General features: G+C 65.8%; 18 protein-coding genes and 1 tRNA gene. 10 read left to right on the forward strand and 9 right to left on the reverse strand.

From position 1 onward, the window contains the following. Window positions 1–166: 166 nt before the first annotated feature. The 5 genes from ABID37_RS19745 to ABID37_RS19765 all read right to left on the reverse strand — a co-directional run bounded on the left by ABID37_RS19745 (window position 167) and on the right by ABID37_RS19765 (window position 4,802). Window positions 167–2,221, reverse strand: a complete 2,055-nt coding sequence (locus tag ABID37_RS19745) for a M3 family metallopeptidase (RefSeq protein WP_354197869.1) — start codon at window positions 2,219–2,221, stop codon at window positions 167–169. 81 nt (window positions 2,222–2,302) lie between these two features. Continuing rightward, a complete protein-coding gene (locus tag ABID37_RS19750; RefSeq protein WP_354197871.1) occupies window positions 2,303–2,716 on the reverse strand; it encodes a DUF4440 domain-containing protein in 414 nt (137 codons plus the stop codon). Between the two features lie 76 nt (window positions 2,717–2,792). After that, on the reverse strand, window positions 2,793–3,437 hold the full coding sequence (locus ABID37_RS19755; RefSeq protein WP_354197873.1) for a carbonic anhydrase: 645 nt from the start codon (window positions 3,435–3,437) through the stop codon (window positions 2,793–2,795). A 228-nt stretch (window positions 3,438–3,665) separates the two neighbouring features. Then, window positions 3,666–4,541, reverse strand: a complete 876-nt coding sequence (gene pdxY, locus ABID37_RS19760; RefSeq protein ID WP_354197875.1) for a pyridoxal kinase PdxY — start codon at window positions 4,539–4,541, stop codon at window positions 3,666–3,668. Window positions 4,542–4,544: 3 nt separating this feature from the next. After that, on the reverse strand, window positions 4,545–4,802 hold the full coding sequence (locus ABID37_RS19765) for a hypothetical protein (RefSeq protein ID WP_354197877.1): 258 nt from the start codon (window positions 4,800–4,802) through the stop codon (window positions 4,545–4,547). Between the two features lie 147 nt (window positions 4,803–4,949). On the opposite strand from ABID37_RS19765, the gene ABID37_RS19770 reads away from it, so the two are divergent. The 5 genes from ABID37_RS19770 (at window position 4,950) to ppa (ending at window position 8,499) form a co-directional block, all read left to right on the forward strand. Beyond that, window positions 4,950–5,588: a LemA family protein gene (locus tag ABID37_RS19770; RefSeq protein WP_354197879.1), complete on the forward strand. Its 639-nt coding sequence runs from the start codon at window positions 4,950–4,952 to the stop codon at window positions 5,586–5,588. A 92-nt stretch (window positions 5,589–5,680) separates the two neighbouring features. Continuing rightward, on the forward strand, window positions 5,681–6,490 hold the full coding sequence (locus tag ABID37_RS19775; protein WP_354197881.1) for a TPM domain-containing protein: 810 nt from the start codon (window positions 5,681–5,683) through the stop codon (window positions 6,488–6,490). Further along, window positions 6,491–7,129 (forward strand): TPM domain-containing protein, encoded by a 639-nt coding sequence (locus ABID37_RS19780; RefSeq protein WP_354197883.1) that lies wholly within the window; start codon window positions 6,491–6,493, stop codon window positions 7,127–7,129. It abuts the gene before it with no gap. 88 nt (window positions 7,130–7,217) lie between these two features. Next, window positions 7,218–7,724, forward strand: a complete 507-nt coding sequence (locus tag ABID37_RS19785) for a GNAT family N-acetyltransferase (protein ID WP_354197885.1) — start codon at window positions 7,218–7,220, stop codon at window positions 7,722–7,724. 241 nt (window positions 7,725–7,965) lie between these two features. Continuing rightward, window positions 7,966–8,499, forward strand: a complete 534-nt coding sequence (gene ppa, locus ABID37_RS19790; protein WP_354197887.1) for an inorganic diphosphatase — start codon at window positions 7,966–7,968, stop codon at window positions 8,497–8,499. 22 nt (window positions 8,500–8,521) lie between these two features. Here the strand turns inward: ppa and ABID37_RS19795 are convergent, their stop codons facing one another. After that, complete coding sequence (locus tag ABID37_RS19795) at window positions 8,522–8,833, reverse strand: DUF167 family protein (RefSeq protein WP_354197889.1); 312 nt, start codon at window positions 8,831–8,833, stop codon at window positions 8,522–8,524. Window positions 8,834–8,841: 8 nt separating this feature from the next. Then, entirely contained in the window at window positions 8,842–9,132 is a 291-nt protein-coding gene (locus ABID37_RS19800) for a YggT family protein (RefSeq protein WP_354197891.1), read from the reverse strand. 144 nt (window positions 9,133–9,276) lie between these two features. On the opposite strand from ABID37_RS19800, the gene ABID37_RS19805 reads away from it, so the two are divergent. The 4 genes from ABID37_RS19805 to ABID37_RS19820 all read left to right on the forward strand — a co-directional run bounded on the left by ABID37_RS19805 (window position 9,277) and on the right by ABID37_RS19820 (window position 13,826). Continuing rightward, window positions 9,277–9,352, forward strand: a tRNA-Ala gene (locus ABID37_RS19805). A 134-nt stretch (window positions 9,353–9,486) separates the two neighbouring features. After that, window positions 9,487–11,388, forward strand: a complete 1,902-nt coding sequence (locus ABID37_RS19810) for a putative bifunctional diguanylate cyclase/phosphodiesterase (protein ID WP_354197893.1) — start codon at window positions 9,487–9,489, stop codon at window positions 11,386–11,388. A gap of 235 nt (window positions 11,389–11,623) precedes the next feature. Beyond that, window positions 11,624–12,742: a copper-containing nitrite reductase gene (gene nirK / locus ABID37_RS19815; protein ID WP_354197895.1), complete on the forward strand. Its 1,119-nt coding sequence runs from the start codon at window positions 11,624–11,626 to the stop codon at window positions 12,740–12,742. Window positions 12,743–12,926: 184 nt separating this feature from the next. Beyond that, window positions 12,927–13,826 (forward strand): SUMF1/EgtB/PvdO family nonheme iron enzyme, encoded by a 900-nt coding sequence (locus ABID37_RS19820; protein WP_354197897.1) that lies wholly within the window; start codon window positions 12,927–12,929, stop codon window positions 13,824–13,826. A gap of 166 nt (window positions 13,827–13,992) precedes the next feature. Here ABID37_RS19820 and ABID37_RS19825 read toward each other — a convergent pair whose 3' ends face one another. After that, window positions 13,993–14,436, reverse strand: coding sequence for a pseudoazurin (locus ABID37_RS19825; protein ID WP_354197899.1), 444 nt, complete (start codon window positions 14,434–14,436; stop codon window positions 13,993–13,995). Window positions 14,437–14,643: 207 nt separating this feature from the next. On the opposite strand from ABID37_RS19825, the gene ABID37_RS19830 reads away from it, so the two are divergent. Further along, on the forward strand, window positions 14,644–15,348 hold the full coding sequence (locus ABID37_RS19830) for a Crp/Fnr family transcriptional regulator (RefSeq protein ID WP_354197901.1): 705 nt from the start codon (window positions 14,644–14,646) through the stop codon (window positions 15,346–15,348). A 6-nt stretch (window positions 15,349–15,354) separates the two neighbouring features. Here ABID37_RS19830 and ABID37_RS19835 read toward each other — a convergent pair whose 3' ends face one another. Next, window positions 15,355–15,555, reverse strand: a complete 201-nt coding sequence (locus ABID37_RS19835; RefSeq protein WP_354197903.1) for a DUF1858 domain-containing protein — start codon at window positions 15,553–15,555, stop codon at window positions 15,355–15,357. Window positions 15,556–15,736 lie beyond the last annotated feature (181 nt).

Genomic DNA, 15,736 nt, shown 5'->3' on the forward strand with positions numbered 1-15,736 from the left:
ACCGGTCGCCTGCCGCCGAGGCTGCGGGTTTGCAGGCCCGCAGCCTCGCTGCTCAACCTACCCCATATCGATCAAACAATCCCGGAAGCCGAAGCAAAGCGGAGGCTGTCCGGGATCCATTCCGGAACATCGCGGCGGCCCCTGCGGCACAGGAACCGGTACGGGCCTACGCCAGTCCGCGCTTCGCCATCATCGCCTCGGGCGACGGCATCTTGCCGCGGAAGGCCGTGTAGAGCTCTTCCGGGTCCTTAGAGCCGCCGGCCGCGTAGATGTTGCGGCGCAGACGTTCGGCCAGTTCCGGGTTGAACGCGTCTCCCGTTTCCTCGAATGCGGAGAACGCATCGGCGTCGAGCACCTCCGACCACATGTAGGAATAGTAGCCGGCCGAATAGCCGTCGCCGGCGAAGACATGGGAAAAATGCGGCGTGCGGTGGCGCATGGCGATGGTGTCCGGCATTTCCAGCCCCACCAGCGTTTCGGCCTCGAAACGAAGCGGTTCCTGCGGGGCGTCCGGCCGCGCGTGATAGGCCATGTCGACCAGCGCCGAGGCGGTGAACTCGACCGTGGCGAAACCTGCTCCGAAGGTCTGCGCCGCCAGCATCTTGTCGAGCAGCGCCTTGGGCATCGGCTTGCCGTCGCGGTAATGCAGCGCGTGCTTTTCCAGCACCGCCGGCACTGTCAGCCAGTGTTCGTAGAGCTGCGAAGGCAGTTCCACGAAATCGCGGCTGACGGAGGTGCCCGAAACGCTCGGCCAGGTCACGTCGGTGAGCATGCCGTGCAGGGCGTGGCCGAATTCGTGGAACAGGGTCTTGGCCTCGTCCATCGAAAGCAGCGCCGGCTCGCCCCTGGGCGGCTTGGCGAAATTCATGATGTTGTAGATGACCGGCGTCGAGCCCTCGCCGAGCTTGTAACCGGATTGCAGCGAACTCATCCATGCGCCGGAGCGCTTGGAAGGCCGCGCGAAATAGTCGGCCAGGAACAGGCCGCGTTCCGAGCCGTCCTTGTTCTTCACCACGAAGACGCGCACATCCTCGTGCCAGGCCGCGATGCCGGTCCTTTCCTCGAAGCTGATGCCGAACAGGCGTCCGGCCACGTCGAAGCAGGCGGCGATGATATGGTCGAGCTGGAGATAGGGCTTCAGCTCCGCCTCGTCGAAGGCGAATTTCTCGGCGCGCAGCTTTTCCTGGTAGAAGCGCCAGTCCCACGCCGCGAAGGCCTCGTTGCTGCCCGCCCCGGCCGCCAGCCGCTCCAGTTCCTTCTGGTCGCCGGCGGCCTTCTCCAGCGCCTTCTTCCACACCGGGTCGAGCAGGTCGTGCACCGCCTTCGGCGTCTTGGCCATGGTGTCGTCGAGCTTCAGCGCCGCATAGCTGTCATAGCCGAGCAGCTTCGCCTTCTCGGCGCGCAGCCTCAGCATGTCGCGCACCACCTTCGTGTTGTCGCTGGCGCCGCCGTTCTGGCCGCGCATGGTGAAGGCGCGCCAGGCAATTTCGCGCAGGTCGCGCCGCTCGGAAAAGGTGGTGAACGGCTCGTAGATCGAGCGTGACAGCGTCACCGCATAGCGGCCCTTCTGGCCGCGCAGGGCGGCGGCCTCGGCCATGGCGCTTTTCAGGAAGTCCGGCAGGCCGGCAAGGTCGCCCTCGTCGAGGAACAGCGCCCATTCGCGCTCGTCGGCCAGCACGTTCTGGCCGAAGCCGGTGCCGAGCGACGACAGTTCCTCGTTGATGGCGGCCAGCCGCTTCTTGCCCTCGGCATCCAGCTTGGCGCCGGAGCGCACAAACCCCTTCCAGCTCTTTTCCAGAACCCGCAGCGTCTCGGCGTCGAGCCCGAGTTCGTGGCGCTTCGCATGGAGCGCATCGATGCGGGCGAACAGTTTCTCGTTCATCGAGATGGCCGAGAAGTGACGCGCCATCTTCGGCGAGATCTCGCGCTCCAGCGCCTGGATCGTCTCGTTGGTGTTGGCGCCGGCCTTGCACCAGAAGATCGACGAGACCCGCTCCAGCGGCTGGCCGGAAAGCTCCAGCGCCGCCAGCGTGTTTTCCACGGTCGGCTCGGCCTTGCCGTTGGCGATGGCGTCGATGTCGGCTTCGTGCGCGGCGAGCGCCGCATCGAACGCCGGCTTGAAATCGTCGTCCGCAATGCGGGCGAAATCGGGCAGGCCGAGCGGCCCTTTCCATGCCGTAAGCGGATGAGCGGCAAGGTCGACGGTCTTTTCAGGGGACATGGAGCAGCTTTCGGCGGTTGAAGTCTCGTACCGCCGATGTAGGCCTGTCACCGCCCCGGTGCAACCATGGCAGGCACCGGCTCAGTAGGCGTCGCAATTGTCGGCGACTTCGGCCTGCGAGCTTGCCGTGATGCGGCCGTCGCTGACGGCGAAGGTCTCCTGCATCAGCATCCGGTTGTTGGGAAAGTCGTAGCAGACCATGACGGTGGAAACGCCGTCCTCTTCCTTTTCCAGGCGATGGCGAATGGTGCCGCCGGCCACGGCGTTCTCCCACTCGTCCATCGACTCCAGGAACTCCGCCTTGGTCTGGACGATATCAAGATCGTCGAGGCTGATGCGCGCATCGTCGGTCAGCAATTCGGCCAGAACCGCGCGGTCGGCCTTGAGCAACGCATCGTACCAGCGGTCGATCACCGCCTCATCGGCGCGCGCCGAAATCGCCACCAGCAGGACTGCGCCTGCAAGAAGCCCCAGCACCATGCGCATGACCGGCATGCCCTCTCCCTCCCGGCATGAACGAACATCGCGCACGCCGCCTCACACGGCGTGCTCTATCTGTAACGCGAAAGGCTCAGCCCAGTTCCGGCCGCTCGAAGTCGCCGGTATCCTTGTTCATGACCCACAATTCGCCGGTGGAGATGTCGAACCAGGCGCCGTAGAGGTTCAGCCGCCCCTTGCCTTCCAGAATGCTGACGCACGGGAACGTGCGCAGATTGGCCAGCGAATAGCGGATCGAGATGCGCTCCAGCGCGGTCTGGCGCTCGCTGGAGGTCATCAGCGTGCTGGCCGACACGGCTTCCGCCGCCGGCGCGATCAGGCTCATCCACTTGCCGATGAAGTCGCCGGGCGAAAGCGGTGTGTTGTCGCTGCTGAGCGCGGCCTTGATGCCGCCGCAGCGGCCGTGGCCCATGACCACGATGTTCTTCACCTTCAGGCTCTGCACCGCGAATTCAAGCGCCGCCGAGGTGGAATGGAACTCGTTGTCCGGCTCGTAGGGCGGCACCAGATTGGCCACGTTGCGCAGCACGAACAGCTCGCCCGGCCCGCAGTCGAAGATGGTTTCCGGCGCCGAGCGCGAGTCGCAGCAGGCCACGATCATGGTCTCAGGATGCTGCCCCTCGCGGGCCAGCGAGGCATATCGCCCGCTCTCGGCAGTGTATCTGCCTTGCATGAAGCTGCGGTAGCCGTTGAGGAGGTGCTCAGGAAGATGCGACATGGCCGGGCGAGTGCTTTCCGTTTGGGATGGCGGTAGCCTGATCGGGCTGTGCCCGGTCTAATGGCAAAAAGGCGCCACGATCAACGAAGAATCGCAGATTCGGCAAAGAAAGTGCCGGAAGCCGCGGCTAGAGCATTTTGCAGCCAGACGGAATCGTCTGGCGTTGCACAGCAGCGGCTGGAAAACCAAGCCAGAGCAGCGGCCGCATTCGTCAGAACGCCCGCTCCTCTAGTGCTGGCCGACCGGCTCCAGCCGGCGAAGTAGGATATCGGCGGAAGGGTGCAGCAGGCTGCGCGCGTCCGTCTCGATCTGCAACTCGTTGCTGCCGCGCTGCGCGGCCCGGCTGAGCACCTCGTAGACGGAGGCTGTGGTGGAATGCAGCGCCTGCTCCGCCGTCGCCTGCCCGAGCATGCGCGCCAGATAGAGCGAGGCGGTGAGGTCGCCAACGCCGTTCGGCGGGTTGTCCACCAGCGCGTGCTCGGCAAACAGCGCCTGCCGGTCGTCGACCAGAAGGTTGCCGACCCTGCCGCGGGCCGCGGCCGGCGAGGAGGTGACCAGCATCGTCGCCGGCGGCGCGGTCCGGGCGGCATCGGCCAGCGCCGGCAGGTCGGCCAGCTCGCGCCCGGCCATCCATGCCAGCTCGTAGCGGTTGGGCGTGGCGATATCGGCGAGCGGCATCAACTGGTCGCGCATCGCCTCGGCCACCGCCTGCGGCACATAGAGCCCGTCCAGGTCGCCCATCACCGGATCGCAGACATAGAGCGCGTCGGGATTGCGCCCCTTCACCGCCCGCACCAGAGAGGCGACCGCCTCGGCCTGCCGGCAATCTCCGAGGAAGCCGGACAGCACGCCCTTGACTTCGCCCAGCCAAGGGCTGCCTTCGAGATCCTTCATGAGCGAGGCGAACTGCTCCGGCGGCGCGACGATCTTCGTTCCCGGCCCGTGCCCCAGATGCCACGGCAGCACCACCGTCGGCACCGCCCAGACCGGAAAGCCCAGCGTCTCCAGCGCGAACACCGCCGCGCGGTTGCCGACCGTGCCGCGCACGACATGGCTGGAAATGACGATGACCGCCGGCTTCGGCGCGGGAAGGTGTGAGGTCATGCTTTATCCGTTGCTGAAGACGAGGCGGAACAGCCACACGGCAAGGCCGATCATGATCACCATGCCGAGCACGCGACCGATGCGCGTGCCCCAGGTCTCGATGCGGTCGGAGGGATCGGAATCGGCGGCGCTCAGATGATCGCCCACCCTTTTTGCGGCCCGCCCGGCAAGCGACGTGCCCGAAGGATCGGTCTCGCCGGCGACGCCTTTCAGGATGCGCCGCGATTCCTGCTCCCGCTGCCTGTCCCTGTCTGTGGCCATGGCTTCGAACCCTTGCCTCAACCCTGTTGCGGAGCCGATTGCCGCTGTCTTTCGCCTATAGCACGGCAAGGACGCATGGCAGGCATTTTCTCCGCGCTTCTTTGTGCTATTTCTTGGTCCACCATTCACAGTTGAGGGACATCCTCCATGCTCGCCCAGCGTCTCGCACTCCCCTCCCCGCTGCGCAACCTGCCGGCATTCCTGGTCATGGCCTTCCTGCTGCCGCTGCTGGCGGGGTGCGGCTACAACACCATTCCCACGGCGGAAGAAAACGCCAAGGCGGCATGGAGCGAAGTGCTCAACCAGTATCAGCGCCGCGCCGACCTCATTCCCAATCTGGTCGAGACGGTGAAGGGCTATGCCAGCCACGAGCGCGACGTGCTCGAAGGCGTGGTCGAGGCGCGCGCCAAGGCGACGCAGGTGACGGTGTCGCCCGAGAACCTCTCCGATCCGGGGGCCTTCAAGGCCTTCCAGGACAATCAGGCCGGCCTCACCAGCGCCTTGTCGCGGCTGCTCGCCGTGGTGGAGAACTATCCGGACTTGAAGGCGAACCAGAACTTCCTCGCCTTGCAGGCCCAGCTCGAAGGCACCGAGAACCGCATCGCCGTCGCCCGCCGCGACTACATCCAGGCGGTGCGCGACTACAACCTCACCCTGCGCACCTTCCCCTCGGTGATCTGGGCCACGCTGTGGTTCCGCTCCAACGAGCCGTTCCAGAACTTCACCGTGGCGGAGGACAAGATGGAAGCCCCGCAGGTCAACTTCGGCACCGGCCAGGGCGGCTGAGCCGCAGATGCGCAATCCGGGCCGGTAGGCAGGACGTGACGAGGCAGCATCCCCTCGCATTCGTGCGAACCCATCCTCCCGCCTGGCGGAGGATGGCAGCCGTGCTGCTGGTCGGCCTGTTGCTGCCGATGGCAGCGCTGGCGGCTGCCCTGCCGGCGCTGACCGGCCGCGTCGTCGACCAGGCCGGCATGATGGACGCCGCCACGCGTGTCCTCATCGAGCAGAAGCTGGCGGATTTCGAAAGGCAGGGCTCGGACCAGATCGTCGTCGCCACCGTCGAAAGCCTCGACGGCGAGGCCATCGAACCCTACGCCAACCGCCTGTTCCGCGCCTGGGGGCTGGGCCAGGCCGGCGAGAACAACGGTATCCTGCTGCTGATCTCGCGCGACGACCGCAAGATGCGCATCGAGGTCGGCTACGGGCTGGAGGGCACGCTCACCGACCTGCACAGCAAGCTCATCATCGAGAACGACCTGGTGCCGGCCTTCCGCGCCGGCGATTTCTCCGGCGGCATCGAGAAGGCCGTCGACGACATCATCATGGTGCTCCAGGGCAATCCCGAGGAACTCGAGGCACGCGGCGCCCGCAACCAGCGGAGCGGCGACATCGACGACTGGATACCGGTCATCTTCATCACCATCTGGGCGATCCTGTTCTTCGGCGGCTTCGCCATGGCGATCCTGCCGCCGATCTTCGGCGAGAAGATCGGCCCCGGCCGCTATCGCTGGCTGGGCATGGTGTTCGAGGTCAACAGGAGCGGCTCCTCGCGCCGGTCAAGGCGCGGCAGCGGCTGGTCCGGCGGAGGATGGTCGTCGGGCGGCGGGGGCTGGTCCTCCGGCGGCGGCGGATTCTCGGGCGGCGGCGGTTCGTCCGGCGGCGGCGGCGCATCGGGAGGCTGGTAGATGGCGACACGACCCATAGGCGAGGCCGACCGCGCGCGTGTCGCAGCCGCCATCCGCGCCGCCGAGGCGAAGACCGACGGCGAGATCTACTGCGTCGTCGCCCGCCAGAGCGATGGCTATTTCTTCCCGGCCGCCTGCATGGCGATGATCGGCATCCTGCTGGCCAGCCTCGCCGTCGCCTTCGTCTCCGAATATTGGTGGGTGTCGATCCGCCTGCCGCATTTCATCATGAAGCAACTGGCCGCCGCCGTTGCCGTGCTTGCGCTGCTGTGGCTGGTGCCGGCGCTGCGCATCCACCTCGTGCCCTGGCAGATGCGCCATCGCGCCGCGCACGACAATGCGCTGCGCCAGTTCCTCGGCCGCAACGTGCACAGGACCGCTGCCCGCACCGGCGTGCTGATCTTCGTCTCGCTGGCCGAGCACTATGCGGAAATCATCGCTGATGTCGGCATCGACAGCCGTGTCGACCCGGACCTGTGGGAAGACACGGTGAACGACCTGACCGCCCATGCCCGCCAGGACCGCCTTGCCGAAGGCTTCGTCCGGGCGGTGGAGACCGTGGGCGCCGTGCTCGCCGTCCACTTCCCCGTTTCGCCCGGCGACGCGAACGAACTCGACGATCACCTGATCGAGATCTGACCTCACGTCGGGCCGCCGTGCAAGAATGCGCCGGATGTCCGGCTCGCTCTTGCCTTCGGCCGATTCCGGGGATTATGGTTAAGAAACTATGAACACCTTGACCATCGACATCCGCAGAGCCGAGCCGCGCGACGCCGTCGCGATCGCCAGCGTGCACCTGGAGGCCTGGCGGGGCGCCTATGCCGGCATCATCCCCCACAAGGCGCTGACCTCGATGATCAACCGCCGCGGCGTCGACTGGTGGGCGAATGCCATCCGCCGCGCCGCCACGGTGCTTGTGGTGGAGATCGGCGGCGTCATCGCCGGCTATGCCACCATCGGCCGCAACCGTGCCCGCGAGCTTCCCCAGCAGGGCGAGATCTACGAGCTTTACCTGCGCCCGGAATACCAGGGCATCGGCCTTGGCAGCCGCCTGTTCGCCGCCGCCCGCCGTCGCCTCGCCGACCATGGGCTCAAGGGACTTGTCGTGTGGGCGCTGGAGGAGAACGACAACGCGCTCGCCTTCTATGCCGGTGCTGGCGGCCGCGACATCGCCGAGGGCGTTGAGGTGTTCGAGCACAAGGCCCTGAAGAAGATCGCCTTCGTCTGGGAATAGGGCGGCCCGACGATCTCCAAACGGTCCCCGCATCCGCAATCGCGCCGTTTTCGTCGTTTTTCCGGCCGAATCCGCAGACTGTCGGCCACATCGCATTGCCTGCGGCGCCAAGCCCCGCTATTGCCACCCCCAGGACGTGCTGCTTCGTCAGCGAATGCAGCCTCCCTGATTTCCACCTTCATTCCCGCAGCGACACCTGCCGGTGCCTTCCGGGAATTCAGCAACGTCATGAGGCCCAGACATGCGCATCGACGCCATATCGACCGGTAACAACCCGCCGGAAGACGTCAACGTCATCATCGAGGTCCCGGTCGGCGGCGAGCCGATCAAGTATGAAATGGACAAGGAGGCCGGCACGCTGTTCGTCGACCGCTTCCTCTACACCCCCATGCGCTACCCCGGAAACTACGGCTTCGTGCCGCATACGCTGTCGGGCGACGGCGACCCGGTCGACGTGCTGGTGTGCAACACGCGCGCCCTGGTGCCGGGCTGCGTCATCAATGTGCGCCCCATCGGCGTGCTGATCATGGAAGACAATGCCGGCGAGGACGAGAAGATCATCGCCGTGCCCTCCCCGCACATCACCAAGCGCTATGAGAACGTGTTCGACTACACCGACCTGCCGCAGATCACGCTCGATCAGGTCGCGCACTTCTTCGAGCACTACAAGGACCTGGAGCCCGGCAAGTGGGTCAAGATCGGCGGCTGGCACGGCGTCGACCGCGCCCGCCAGATGATCCTCGAGGGCATCGAGCGCGCCCGCGCCTCGAAGTGAGATATTGAGGCGGGCCCTGCCATCAGGACAGGGCCTGCGCCAGCTTCTGCTGCAAGTGCTGCGGCACGCCGCTCACCCGCACCGTCTTGAGCCGCGCCGTTCCCCCGGCCACCACCGCCACGGTGGAGGCCGGCACGCCCAGGCTTCTGGCCACCAGCTTTTCCAGCGCCGCATTGGCCGCGCCCTTTTCCGGCACCGCCCGCACCCGCGCCCTGGCGTGAACCTTGCCGTCGGCGGCCGTCTCCACCCCGCACAGCTCGTCCTTCGACGCTTTCGGCGTCAGCCGCACATAGAGATCGAGCCCGTCGTCGCGGAGCCTGCAAGGCAGGTTCACCGCGCGCCCTAGAGGAACAGCGGCGCCACGCTCATCAGCAGGAACTGCCGTATGAAGAAGATGGCCAGCAAGAGGATGATCGGCGAGATGTCGATGCCGCCGAGATCGGGCATGAAGCGCCGGATCGGCCGCAGGGCCGGCTCTGTCAGCCGGAACAGCATGTTGCCGATGGTGCCGACGAACTGGTTGCGCGGATTGACGACGTTGAACGCATAGAGCCAGGAAAAGACGGCCGAGGCGATGATGATCCACCAGTAGAGATCGAGCGCCAGGACGAGGGTCTGGATGAGGGCGATCATGCAGGTCTCCAATTGTCGTCGACATGTAGCCATTGCAGCTGGACCGGGCAAGTCCCCGCCGCCGGTTGCAGGAGCGCGGGAAAGACGCAATTGCTCGCTTGACAGGCCCTGCCCTCGGCCCATAAATGCGCCATCCCTCTGGATGGGGCTGTAGCTCAGCTGGGAGAGCGCGTCGTTCGCAATGACGAGGTCAGGGGTTCGATCCCCCTCAGCTCCACCAATTCTCCTTCCGCATTCGTCGTTTCGCATCGCCGCAGAAGGTGATCGGATGACCTTTAGTCATCCCGTTAATGCGTTCTTCAACCTGCTGGCCTATTGCGGAGCGCAATGGGATTCATGAAGCGTGCGGGCACGATGCCAGCCAGACACAGTGAAGTGCAACTGGGCGTGCTGCGCGATCTGCTCGCCGACCTGCGCAACAGCCTGCTGATTTCCATGCCGATCAGCACCGCCCTGTCGGTGCTCATCCTCATCGTCAAGCTCATGTCCGGGTTCGACTGGTTCGCCCTCCTGTGGTTCGTGGCCGTCAATCTCATCAACGGCGCGCGCATCGTGCTGGCGCTGCGGCAACCGCACGGCGAAGCCCTGGAGCAGGAACAGGACTATGCCGGCCTCTCCCGCTGGCTGCACAGCTACATGGTCCTCGCCTTCATGGGCGGCGTCGCCTGGGCCCATGTCGCCATCCTGTCGGAAGCCTTCACCGTACCGGAAGCGCCGGTCTATCTGGTCATCCTTGCCGGCATATCGGCCGGCGCGGTGTCCTACAGCGCCTGCTATGCGGCGCTGCCCATCCTGTTCATGGCGCCGCCGCTCGCCGCGGTCACGGTCTGCATGGTCATCCAGGGCGGGGTGGAGGACTACATACTGGCTTTCGCGGTGGTGCTGTTCTTCGGCGGCCTGACCAAAAGTTCCTTCCTCGGGCAGGAGAGGTTCCGCGAGACCAGCCGCCTCAAATACGAGGCCAGGCAGCATGCCGAGAACATGGAGAAGAATTCCCGGGAAGACCCGCTGACCGGGCTGCTCAACCGGCGCGGCCTCGAACAGGCGGTCAACCGGCTCGAGCGGGCGCAAGGCCCCTTTACGGCCATGCTGATCGATCTCGACGGCTTCAAGTCGGTCAACGACACCTACGGCCACCGCGTCGGTGACGATCTGCTGCTGAAGATCGCACGCCGCATTGACGCCGTGGTGCCGCCGGGGGTCACGCTGGCGCGCATCGGCGGTGACGAATTCACGCTGCTGTTCGTGGCCGCCAGCGCCCCCTCCAGCCCCGAGCATCTGGCCAGGCAGATCATCGCCGCCATCATCCGGCCCTATACGGGCATCAACTCCGTGCAGGTCGGCGCCTCCATCGGCATCTGCATCTCCGAGCGTCCGTGCCTCACCCATATGCTGCTGCGGGCCGACTTCGCCCTCTATACAGCCAAGAACCGCGGGCGAAACGAGCTGTGCATGTTCGACGCCGAGCTTGAGGGTTCGTTCAACCGCCAGCAATGCATCGAGCGGGATTTGAAGGCCGCGCTGCAATCGGGGGAGTTGCAGAGCTGGTATCAGCCGATCGTCAGGCTCGACACCCGGCAGATCGTCGGCTTCGAGAGCCTGCTACGCTGGCAGCATCCGGAGCATGGCCAGATCTCGCCGCCGGAAATCGTCACCACCGCGCGCACCACCGGCCTGCTGCAATCGCTCACCGAAACCGTGTTCCGCAACTGCTGCACGATGATGGAGCAGTTGCAGCGGGGCGGGCGGGCGGACCTTCGCGTCGCCATCAACGTCTCGCCGCGCGAGCTGGAGGCCGCCGACATCGACAGCATGATCCTCCAGGGCCTCGCCGCGCGTGGCCTGCCGCCTTCCATGCTGGAGATCGAGATCACCGAGGAAACGCCGGTCGATCCCGAACGCGTGGGTGAAAAGCTCGCCCGGCTGGCGCAGGCCGGCATCTCCATCGCGCTCGACGACTTCGGCGCCGGCTTCTCCACCCTCGCCTCGCTCAAGGACGGGCGCATTTCGAAGGTGAAGATCGACCGCAGCTTCACCAAGGATCTGACATGCCGGGCGGAAAGCCGGCTCCTGATGAAGGCGACCATCGACCTTGCCCATACGCTCGGCATGGAGGTGATGGCCGAGGGCGTGGAAACGACCGACCAGGCGCAGATCCTCCAGTCGCTGGGCTGCGCCTGCGCGCAAGGCTATCTGTTCTCGGCCGCCCTGCCGCTGGAGCAGGCCTTGCGGCAAGGCCAGCCGCAGCCGAGCTGAGGCTTCCGAAGCCGGGCATCACCGCAGGCCTCGCGAAAGAACAGCAAAAACAAACATATAAGAATGCGTTGCAGCTTCACCGGCTGCCCGCCGCCCGGCTGACGGCGCAGCGCTTCCCATGCCAAATTGTCGCACTGCACACATTGTTTGCGTTGCAGCAAAGAGCCGTCACCCGCCTGCGCCTAGCCTCCTGATTGTAACAAAAGGCAACACAATGCCAGAAGGAGATAAGAACATGTTGACGCGTCGCGAAGCACTGCTGGGTACAGCCACGGGTGCGGCAGCGGCCGCAATCCTGGGCTCGATGGTGGCGACCCCCGCCCTGGCGCAGGCCCGTGCGGGCGACATCGCCAGCCTGCCGCGGGTCAAGGTCGATCTCGTCCCGCCGCCCTTCGCCCATGCCCACGAGCAGGTCGCCACGAGCGGACCCAAGGTGGTCGAGTTCAGGATGGTCATCAAGGAACAGCCCATGGTGATCGACAATGAAGGCACCACCTTGCAGGCCATGACCTATGAGGGCTCCATGCCCGGCCCGCTGATGATCGTGCACGAGGGCGACTATGTCGAGCTCACGCTGGTCAATCCCGAGACCAACGAGATGCCGCACAACATCGACTTCCACTCCGCGACGGGAGCGCTCGGCGGCGGTGAACTGACCCACGTCAACCCCGGCGAGCAGGCGGTCCTACGCTGGAAGGCGACACGCACGGGCACCTTCGTCTATCACTGCGCGCCGACGGGCATGATCCCGTGGCATGTGGTGTCCGGCATGAGCGGCGCCATCATGGTGCTGCCGCGTGACGGGCTGAAGGACGAGAACGGCAAGCCGCTGAAATACGACCGCATCTTCTACATCGGCGAGCATGACCTCTATGCCCCGCGCGACGAGAGCGGCAACTACAAGCGCTACGAGTCGCTGGGAGACAGCTATGACGACACGCTCAAGCTGATGCGCGGCCTGATCCCGACCCACGTCGTGTTCAACGGCAAGGTCGGAGCCTTGACGGGCGACAATGCGCTCAAGGCCAAGGTCGGCGAGACGGTGCTGTTCATCCATGCCCAGGCCAACCGCGATACACGGCCCCACCTCATCGGCGGGCACGGCGACCATGTCTGGGAACAGGGCAAGTTCTCCAACCCGCCGGCCAGGGACCTCGAGACCTGGTTCATCCGCGGCGGTTCCGCGGGGGCTGCGCTCTACACCTTCCTGCAGCCGGGCATCTACGCCTATGTGAACCACAACCTGATCGAGGCTGCGGAACTCGGCGCGACGGCCCACGTTCTGGTCGAGGGCGAATGGGACAACGACCTGATGATGCAGGTCGCCGCTCCCGGCCCGATCCCGACCAACTAGGCTGCCGCGCGGCAGAGAGGCGGGCCACCGCCTGACCAGACTGGCCCGCCGGCGTTCCCGGCGGGCCTTTTTCTTGGACCCCCGGCTTCCCGGGTCCCGGGCAGAGAGCCCGGGGTCCAAATGAGCAGAAAAGACCCTGTCATGCGTCAATCGAGACGCATGACGATCTGGCAAGGACGCAACCATGAAAAAACATGTCCTGTTCGCAGCCGCCGCCCTGGCCATTCCGGCCGCGGTTCTGGCCGCCCGCATTCCCGCGCATGTGCCGGTGGCGGCGATCGCCACGCCTGCGCCCATGCCCACCCCCATGTCCACCATTGCGCCGCAGACCGTGACCGTCAGCCCCGGCAAGCTCTCCTACCGGCTGCCCGGCGAGTTCCAGCATGCTGAGCGGCCCGTGGACCCGCCCGCCGACCATGTCCGTTTCCGCCGTGCCTTCGAGATCATGACCTATCAGGTCAGCGCCCGGGACTATGCCCGCTGCGTCACCGAAGGCGCCTGCGAGGCGGTGCCGCCGGCACCTGCCGATGGCGACGACCTGCCGGTGACGGGCGTCAACTTCCGCGACGCCACGGCCTATGCCGAATGGCTGTCGAAGAGAACCGGCGAGACCTGGCGCCTGCCCACCGACGAGGAATGGGCCTATGCGGCGGCCGAGCGCTTCGACGAGAAGGCGCTGGAGATCGAGGACACCGCCAACCCCGCCACGCGCTGGATCGCCCGCTACCTCAGCGAGGCCGAGGCCGCGCGCGGCAGCGATCCCCAGCCGAAGCCGCAGGGTCACTTCGGCCCCAACTCGAACGGGATCTACGACGTGGCCGGCAATGTGTGGGAATGGACCAGCACCTGCTACCGCCGCGCCGCGCTCGACCAGCGCGGCCGGATCGACGCCAGCACCGACAATTGCGGCGTGCGCGTCGTCGGCGGCCGGCACCGGGGCTACATGTCCTTCTTCATCCGCGACGGCAAGAGCGGCGGCTGCGCGGCCGGCCTGCCCCCGGACAATCTCGGCATCCGGCTGGTCAAGGAACGTCCTTCCAGGCTCGCGGCCTTCCGCGCCCTGTGGCGTCGCGACGTGCTCTAGAAGCCTGACCACCCGCAGCTTGGAAAACCGACCCCGGGAGCTTCGGCCGAAACTCCCGGGGTCGGTGATTCAGGCCCGGCACTACCGATGTCGTAGGCTTGCAGGCAACGAAAAGGCCGGGTGGAAGATGTCCCACCCGGCCTTTTCGCGAGAGCGCAGCAGTCGCTCAGTTCGTGGCGGCGGCCTGCTCGAGCAGTTCGGCGAACACCTTCTTGGCCTTGCCGACCTGCTTGACGGCCTTGGCTTCCTCGAGGTTGACGGGCTTGCCGACCACGATCAGCGCCACCATGCCCATTCCGTAGTGGGGGGTGCACTTCACGCCGTAGACGCCTTCCTTCTCGACCGTAACGGTGATCTGCTCGTTGATCTTGCCCTTGAACGGCTCCGCGCCTTCCGGGATCATGCCCTTGATGCTCTCGGCGTCATGGGACTTGTCGGTGGGCACGAACGTCACGGTGTCGCCGGGCTGGGCCACGATGAAGTCGGGCTGGAAGACCATGGAGCCCTTCTCACCCTTGTTCAGCATCTGCACCTGATGGTCTGCGGCATGGGCTGCGCCTGCCAGAAGGGCAACGGCGAAGGCGGCAGCGATGGTGGTGATCTTTCTCATGGTCTTGTCCTTTTTTCTTGCTTGACGGGGTGAACCGTTGGCCACTGTCTAGGCTCGGCGGGCGGCCATAACGTTGATGTAGAACAAACTTGATCCGGAATGCCACCTTTAAGGCGGCTTGCCCGGCCACCATTGCCTGTGACATTGTGGCGCCGGCAGCGGAAACGGTTCGGGCGCGGGGTTCGAACGACGCTGGGAGACGCAGCATTGAGCCGACTGGACCGGTCCCTGATATCGGAACTGCCCCTCTTCCAGGGCATAGAGCCGGCCGATCTCGACGGCATCGTCGGGCAGGCGCGCTCGCTGCGCATCGCGCGCGACCATACGGTGTTCGACCAGGAGGGTGAAGCCCACTCCTTCTTCCTGCTGCTGGACGGCCGGGTGCGCGTCGTCAAGACGACGCCCGAGGGCCAGCAGGTCACCGTGCACTACATCAGCCCGGGCGAATTGATGGGCATAGCGCATGCGCTGGGCCGCACCACCTACCCTGCCACCGCCATCGCCGTGGTCGATTGCGTGGTGCTCGCCTGGCCGGGAAATCTGTGGCCGGAACTGGCCGCCCGCTTCCCCAATTTCGGCGCCGGCACCTTCCGCACCGTGGGTGCGCGCCTGCAGGAGACCCAGCAGCGCGTGATCGAGATGGCGACCGAACAGGTGGAGCAGCGCGTGGCCCATGCCCTGCTGCGGCTGGTCAAGCAGACCGGCAGGAAGACCGACGAGGGCATCCTCATCGACTTTCCCATCTCGCGCCAGGACATCGCCGAGATGACCGGCACCACGCTGCACACCGTCAGCCGGCTTCTCACCGCATGGGAGGAGAAGGGCCTGGTCCGCAGCGGGCGCCAGAAGGTGACGGTGGTGGAGCCCCACAAGCTGTTCGCCTTGGCGGAAGGGCGCGGCAGCAAGGGCTGACCGGGCTCATTCCATCGCCCGGGAAAGCTCGTCCACCAGCGTCTGCTCATCCAGCGCATGCTCGCGCACCGCATCCGCGACCGTATGGAACGGCGCGATCGGGCAGCCGACGCACAGCATGCCGTTGCCGAGGATGACCCGGATCGTGCCCGGCCACCGGCGCATGATGGCGTCCATCGTCATGTCATGGTCGAAATGTCGCTTCATGATCCGCTACCGCCTGCAAAGCCTGAAGCGCGTGGCGATCTTTCAGCGTCGCTCGGCCCGCTTCAGGCCCGTGTTTCCATGCATGCTTCAGTCCCGAAACCGGTGGTCACTTCCGGGTGATGTATTTTAATTATGAAGCATCGGGCAGGCAGGATCGTTGCGCGCGCGCAAACTTGAGAAG

This window comes from Aquamicrobium terrae (assembly GCF_040545735.1).
GTDB classification, from domain to species: domain Bacteria; phylum Pseudomonadota; class Alphaproteobacteria; order Rhizobiales; family Rhizobiaceae; genus Mesorhizobium; species Mesorhizobium terrae_A.

Excerpts from the sequence above, each read along its gene's own strand:
- ABID37_RS19745 (WP_354197869.1), bottom strand. The coding sequence starts at position 2,221 with ATGTCCCCTGAAAAGACCGTCGACCTTGCCGCTCATCCGCTTACGGCA.
- ABID37_RS19750 (WP_354197871.1), bottom strand. The coding sequence starts at position 2,716 with ATGCCGGTCATGCGCATGGTGCTGGGGCTTCTTGCAGGCGCAGTCCTG.
- ABID37_RS19755 (WP_354197873.1), bottom strand. The coding sequence starts at position 3,437 with ATGTCGCATCTTCCTGAGCACCTCCTCAACGGCTACCGCAGCTTCATG.
- pdxY (WP_354197875.1), bottom strand. The coding sequence starts at position 4,541 with ATGACCTCACACCTTCCCGCGCCGAAGCCGGCGGTCATCGTCATTTCC.
- ABID37_RS19765 (WP_354197877.1), bottom strand. The coding sequence starts at position 4,802 with ATGGCCACAGACAGGGACAGGCAGCGGGAGCAGGAATCGCGGCGCATC.
- ABID37_RS19770 (WP_354197879.1), top strand. The coding sequence starts at position 4,950 with ATGCTCGCCCAGCGTCTCGCACTCCCCTCCCCGCTGCGCAACCTGCCG.
- ABID37_RS19775 (WP_354197881.1), top strand. The coding sequence starts at position 5,681 with ATGGCAGCCGTGCTGCTGGTCGGCCTGTTGCTGCCGATGGCAGCGCTG.
- ABID37_RS19780 (WP_354197883.1), top strand. The coding sequence starts at position 6,491 with ATGGCGACACGACCCATAGGCGAGGCCGACCGCGCGCGTGTCGCAGCC.
- ABID37_RS19785 (WP_354197885.1), top strand. The coding sequence starts at position 7,218 with ATGAACACCTTGACCATCGACATCCGCAGAGCCGAGCCGCGCGACGCC.
- ppa (WP_354197887.1), top strand. The coding sequence starts at position 7,966 with ATGCGCATCGACGCCATATCGACCGGTAACAACCCGCCGGAAGACGTC.
- ABID37_RS19800 (WP_354197891.1), bottom strand. The coding sequence starts at position 9,132 with ATGATCGCCCTCATCCAGACCCTCGTCCTGGCGCTCGATCTCTACTGG.
- ABID37_RS19810 (WP_354197893.1), top strand. The coding sequence starts at position 9,487 with ATGCCAGCCAGACACAGTGAAGTGCAACTGGGCGTGCTGCGCGATCTG.
- nirK (WP_354197895.1), top strand. The coding sequence starts at position 11,624 with ATGTTGACGCGTCGCGAAGCACTGCTGGGTACAGCCACGGGTGCGGCA.
- ABID37_RS19820 (WP_354197897.1), top strand. The coding sequence starts at position 12,927 with ATGAAAAAACATGTCCTGTTCGCAGCCGCCGCCCTGGCCATTCCGGCC.
- ABID37_RS19825 (WP_354197899.1), bottom strand. The coding sequence starts at position 14,436 with ATGAGAAAGATCACCACCATCGCTGCCGCCTTCGCCGTTGCCCTTCTG.
- ABID37_RS19835 (WP_354197903.1), bottom strand. The coding sequence starts at position 15,555 with ATGAAGCGACATTTCGACCATGACATGACGATGGACGCCATCATGCGC.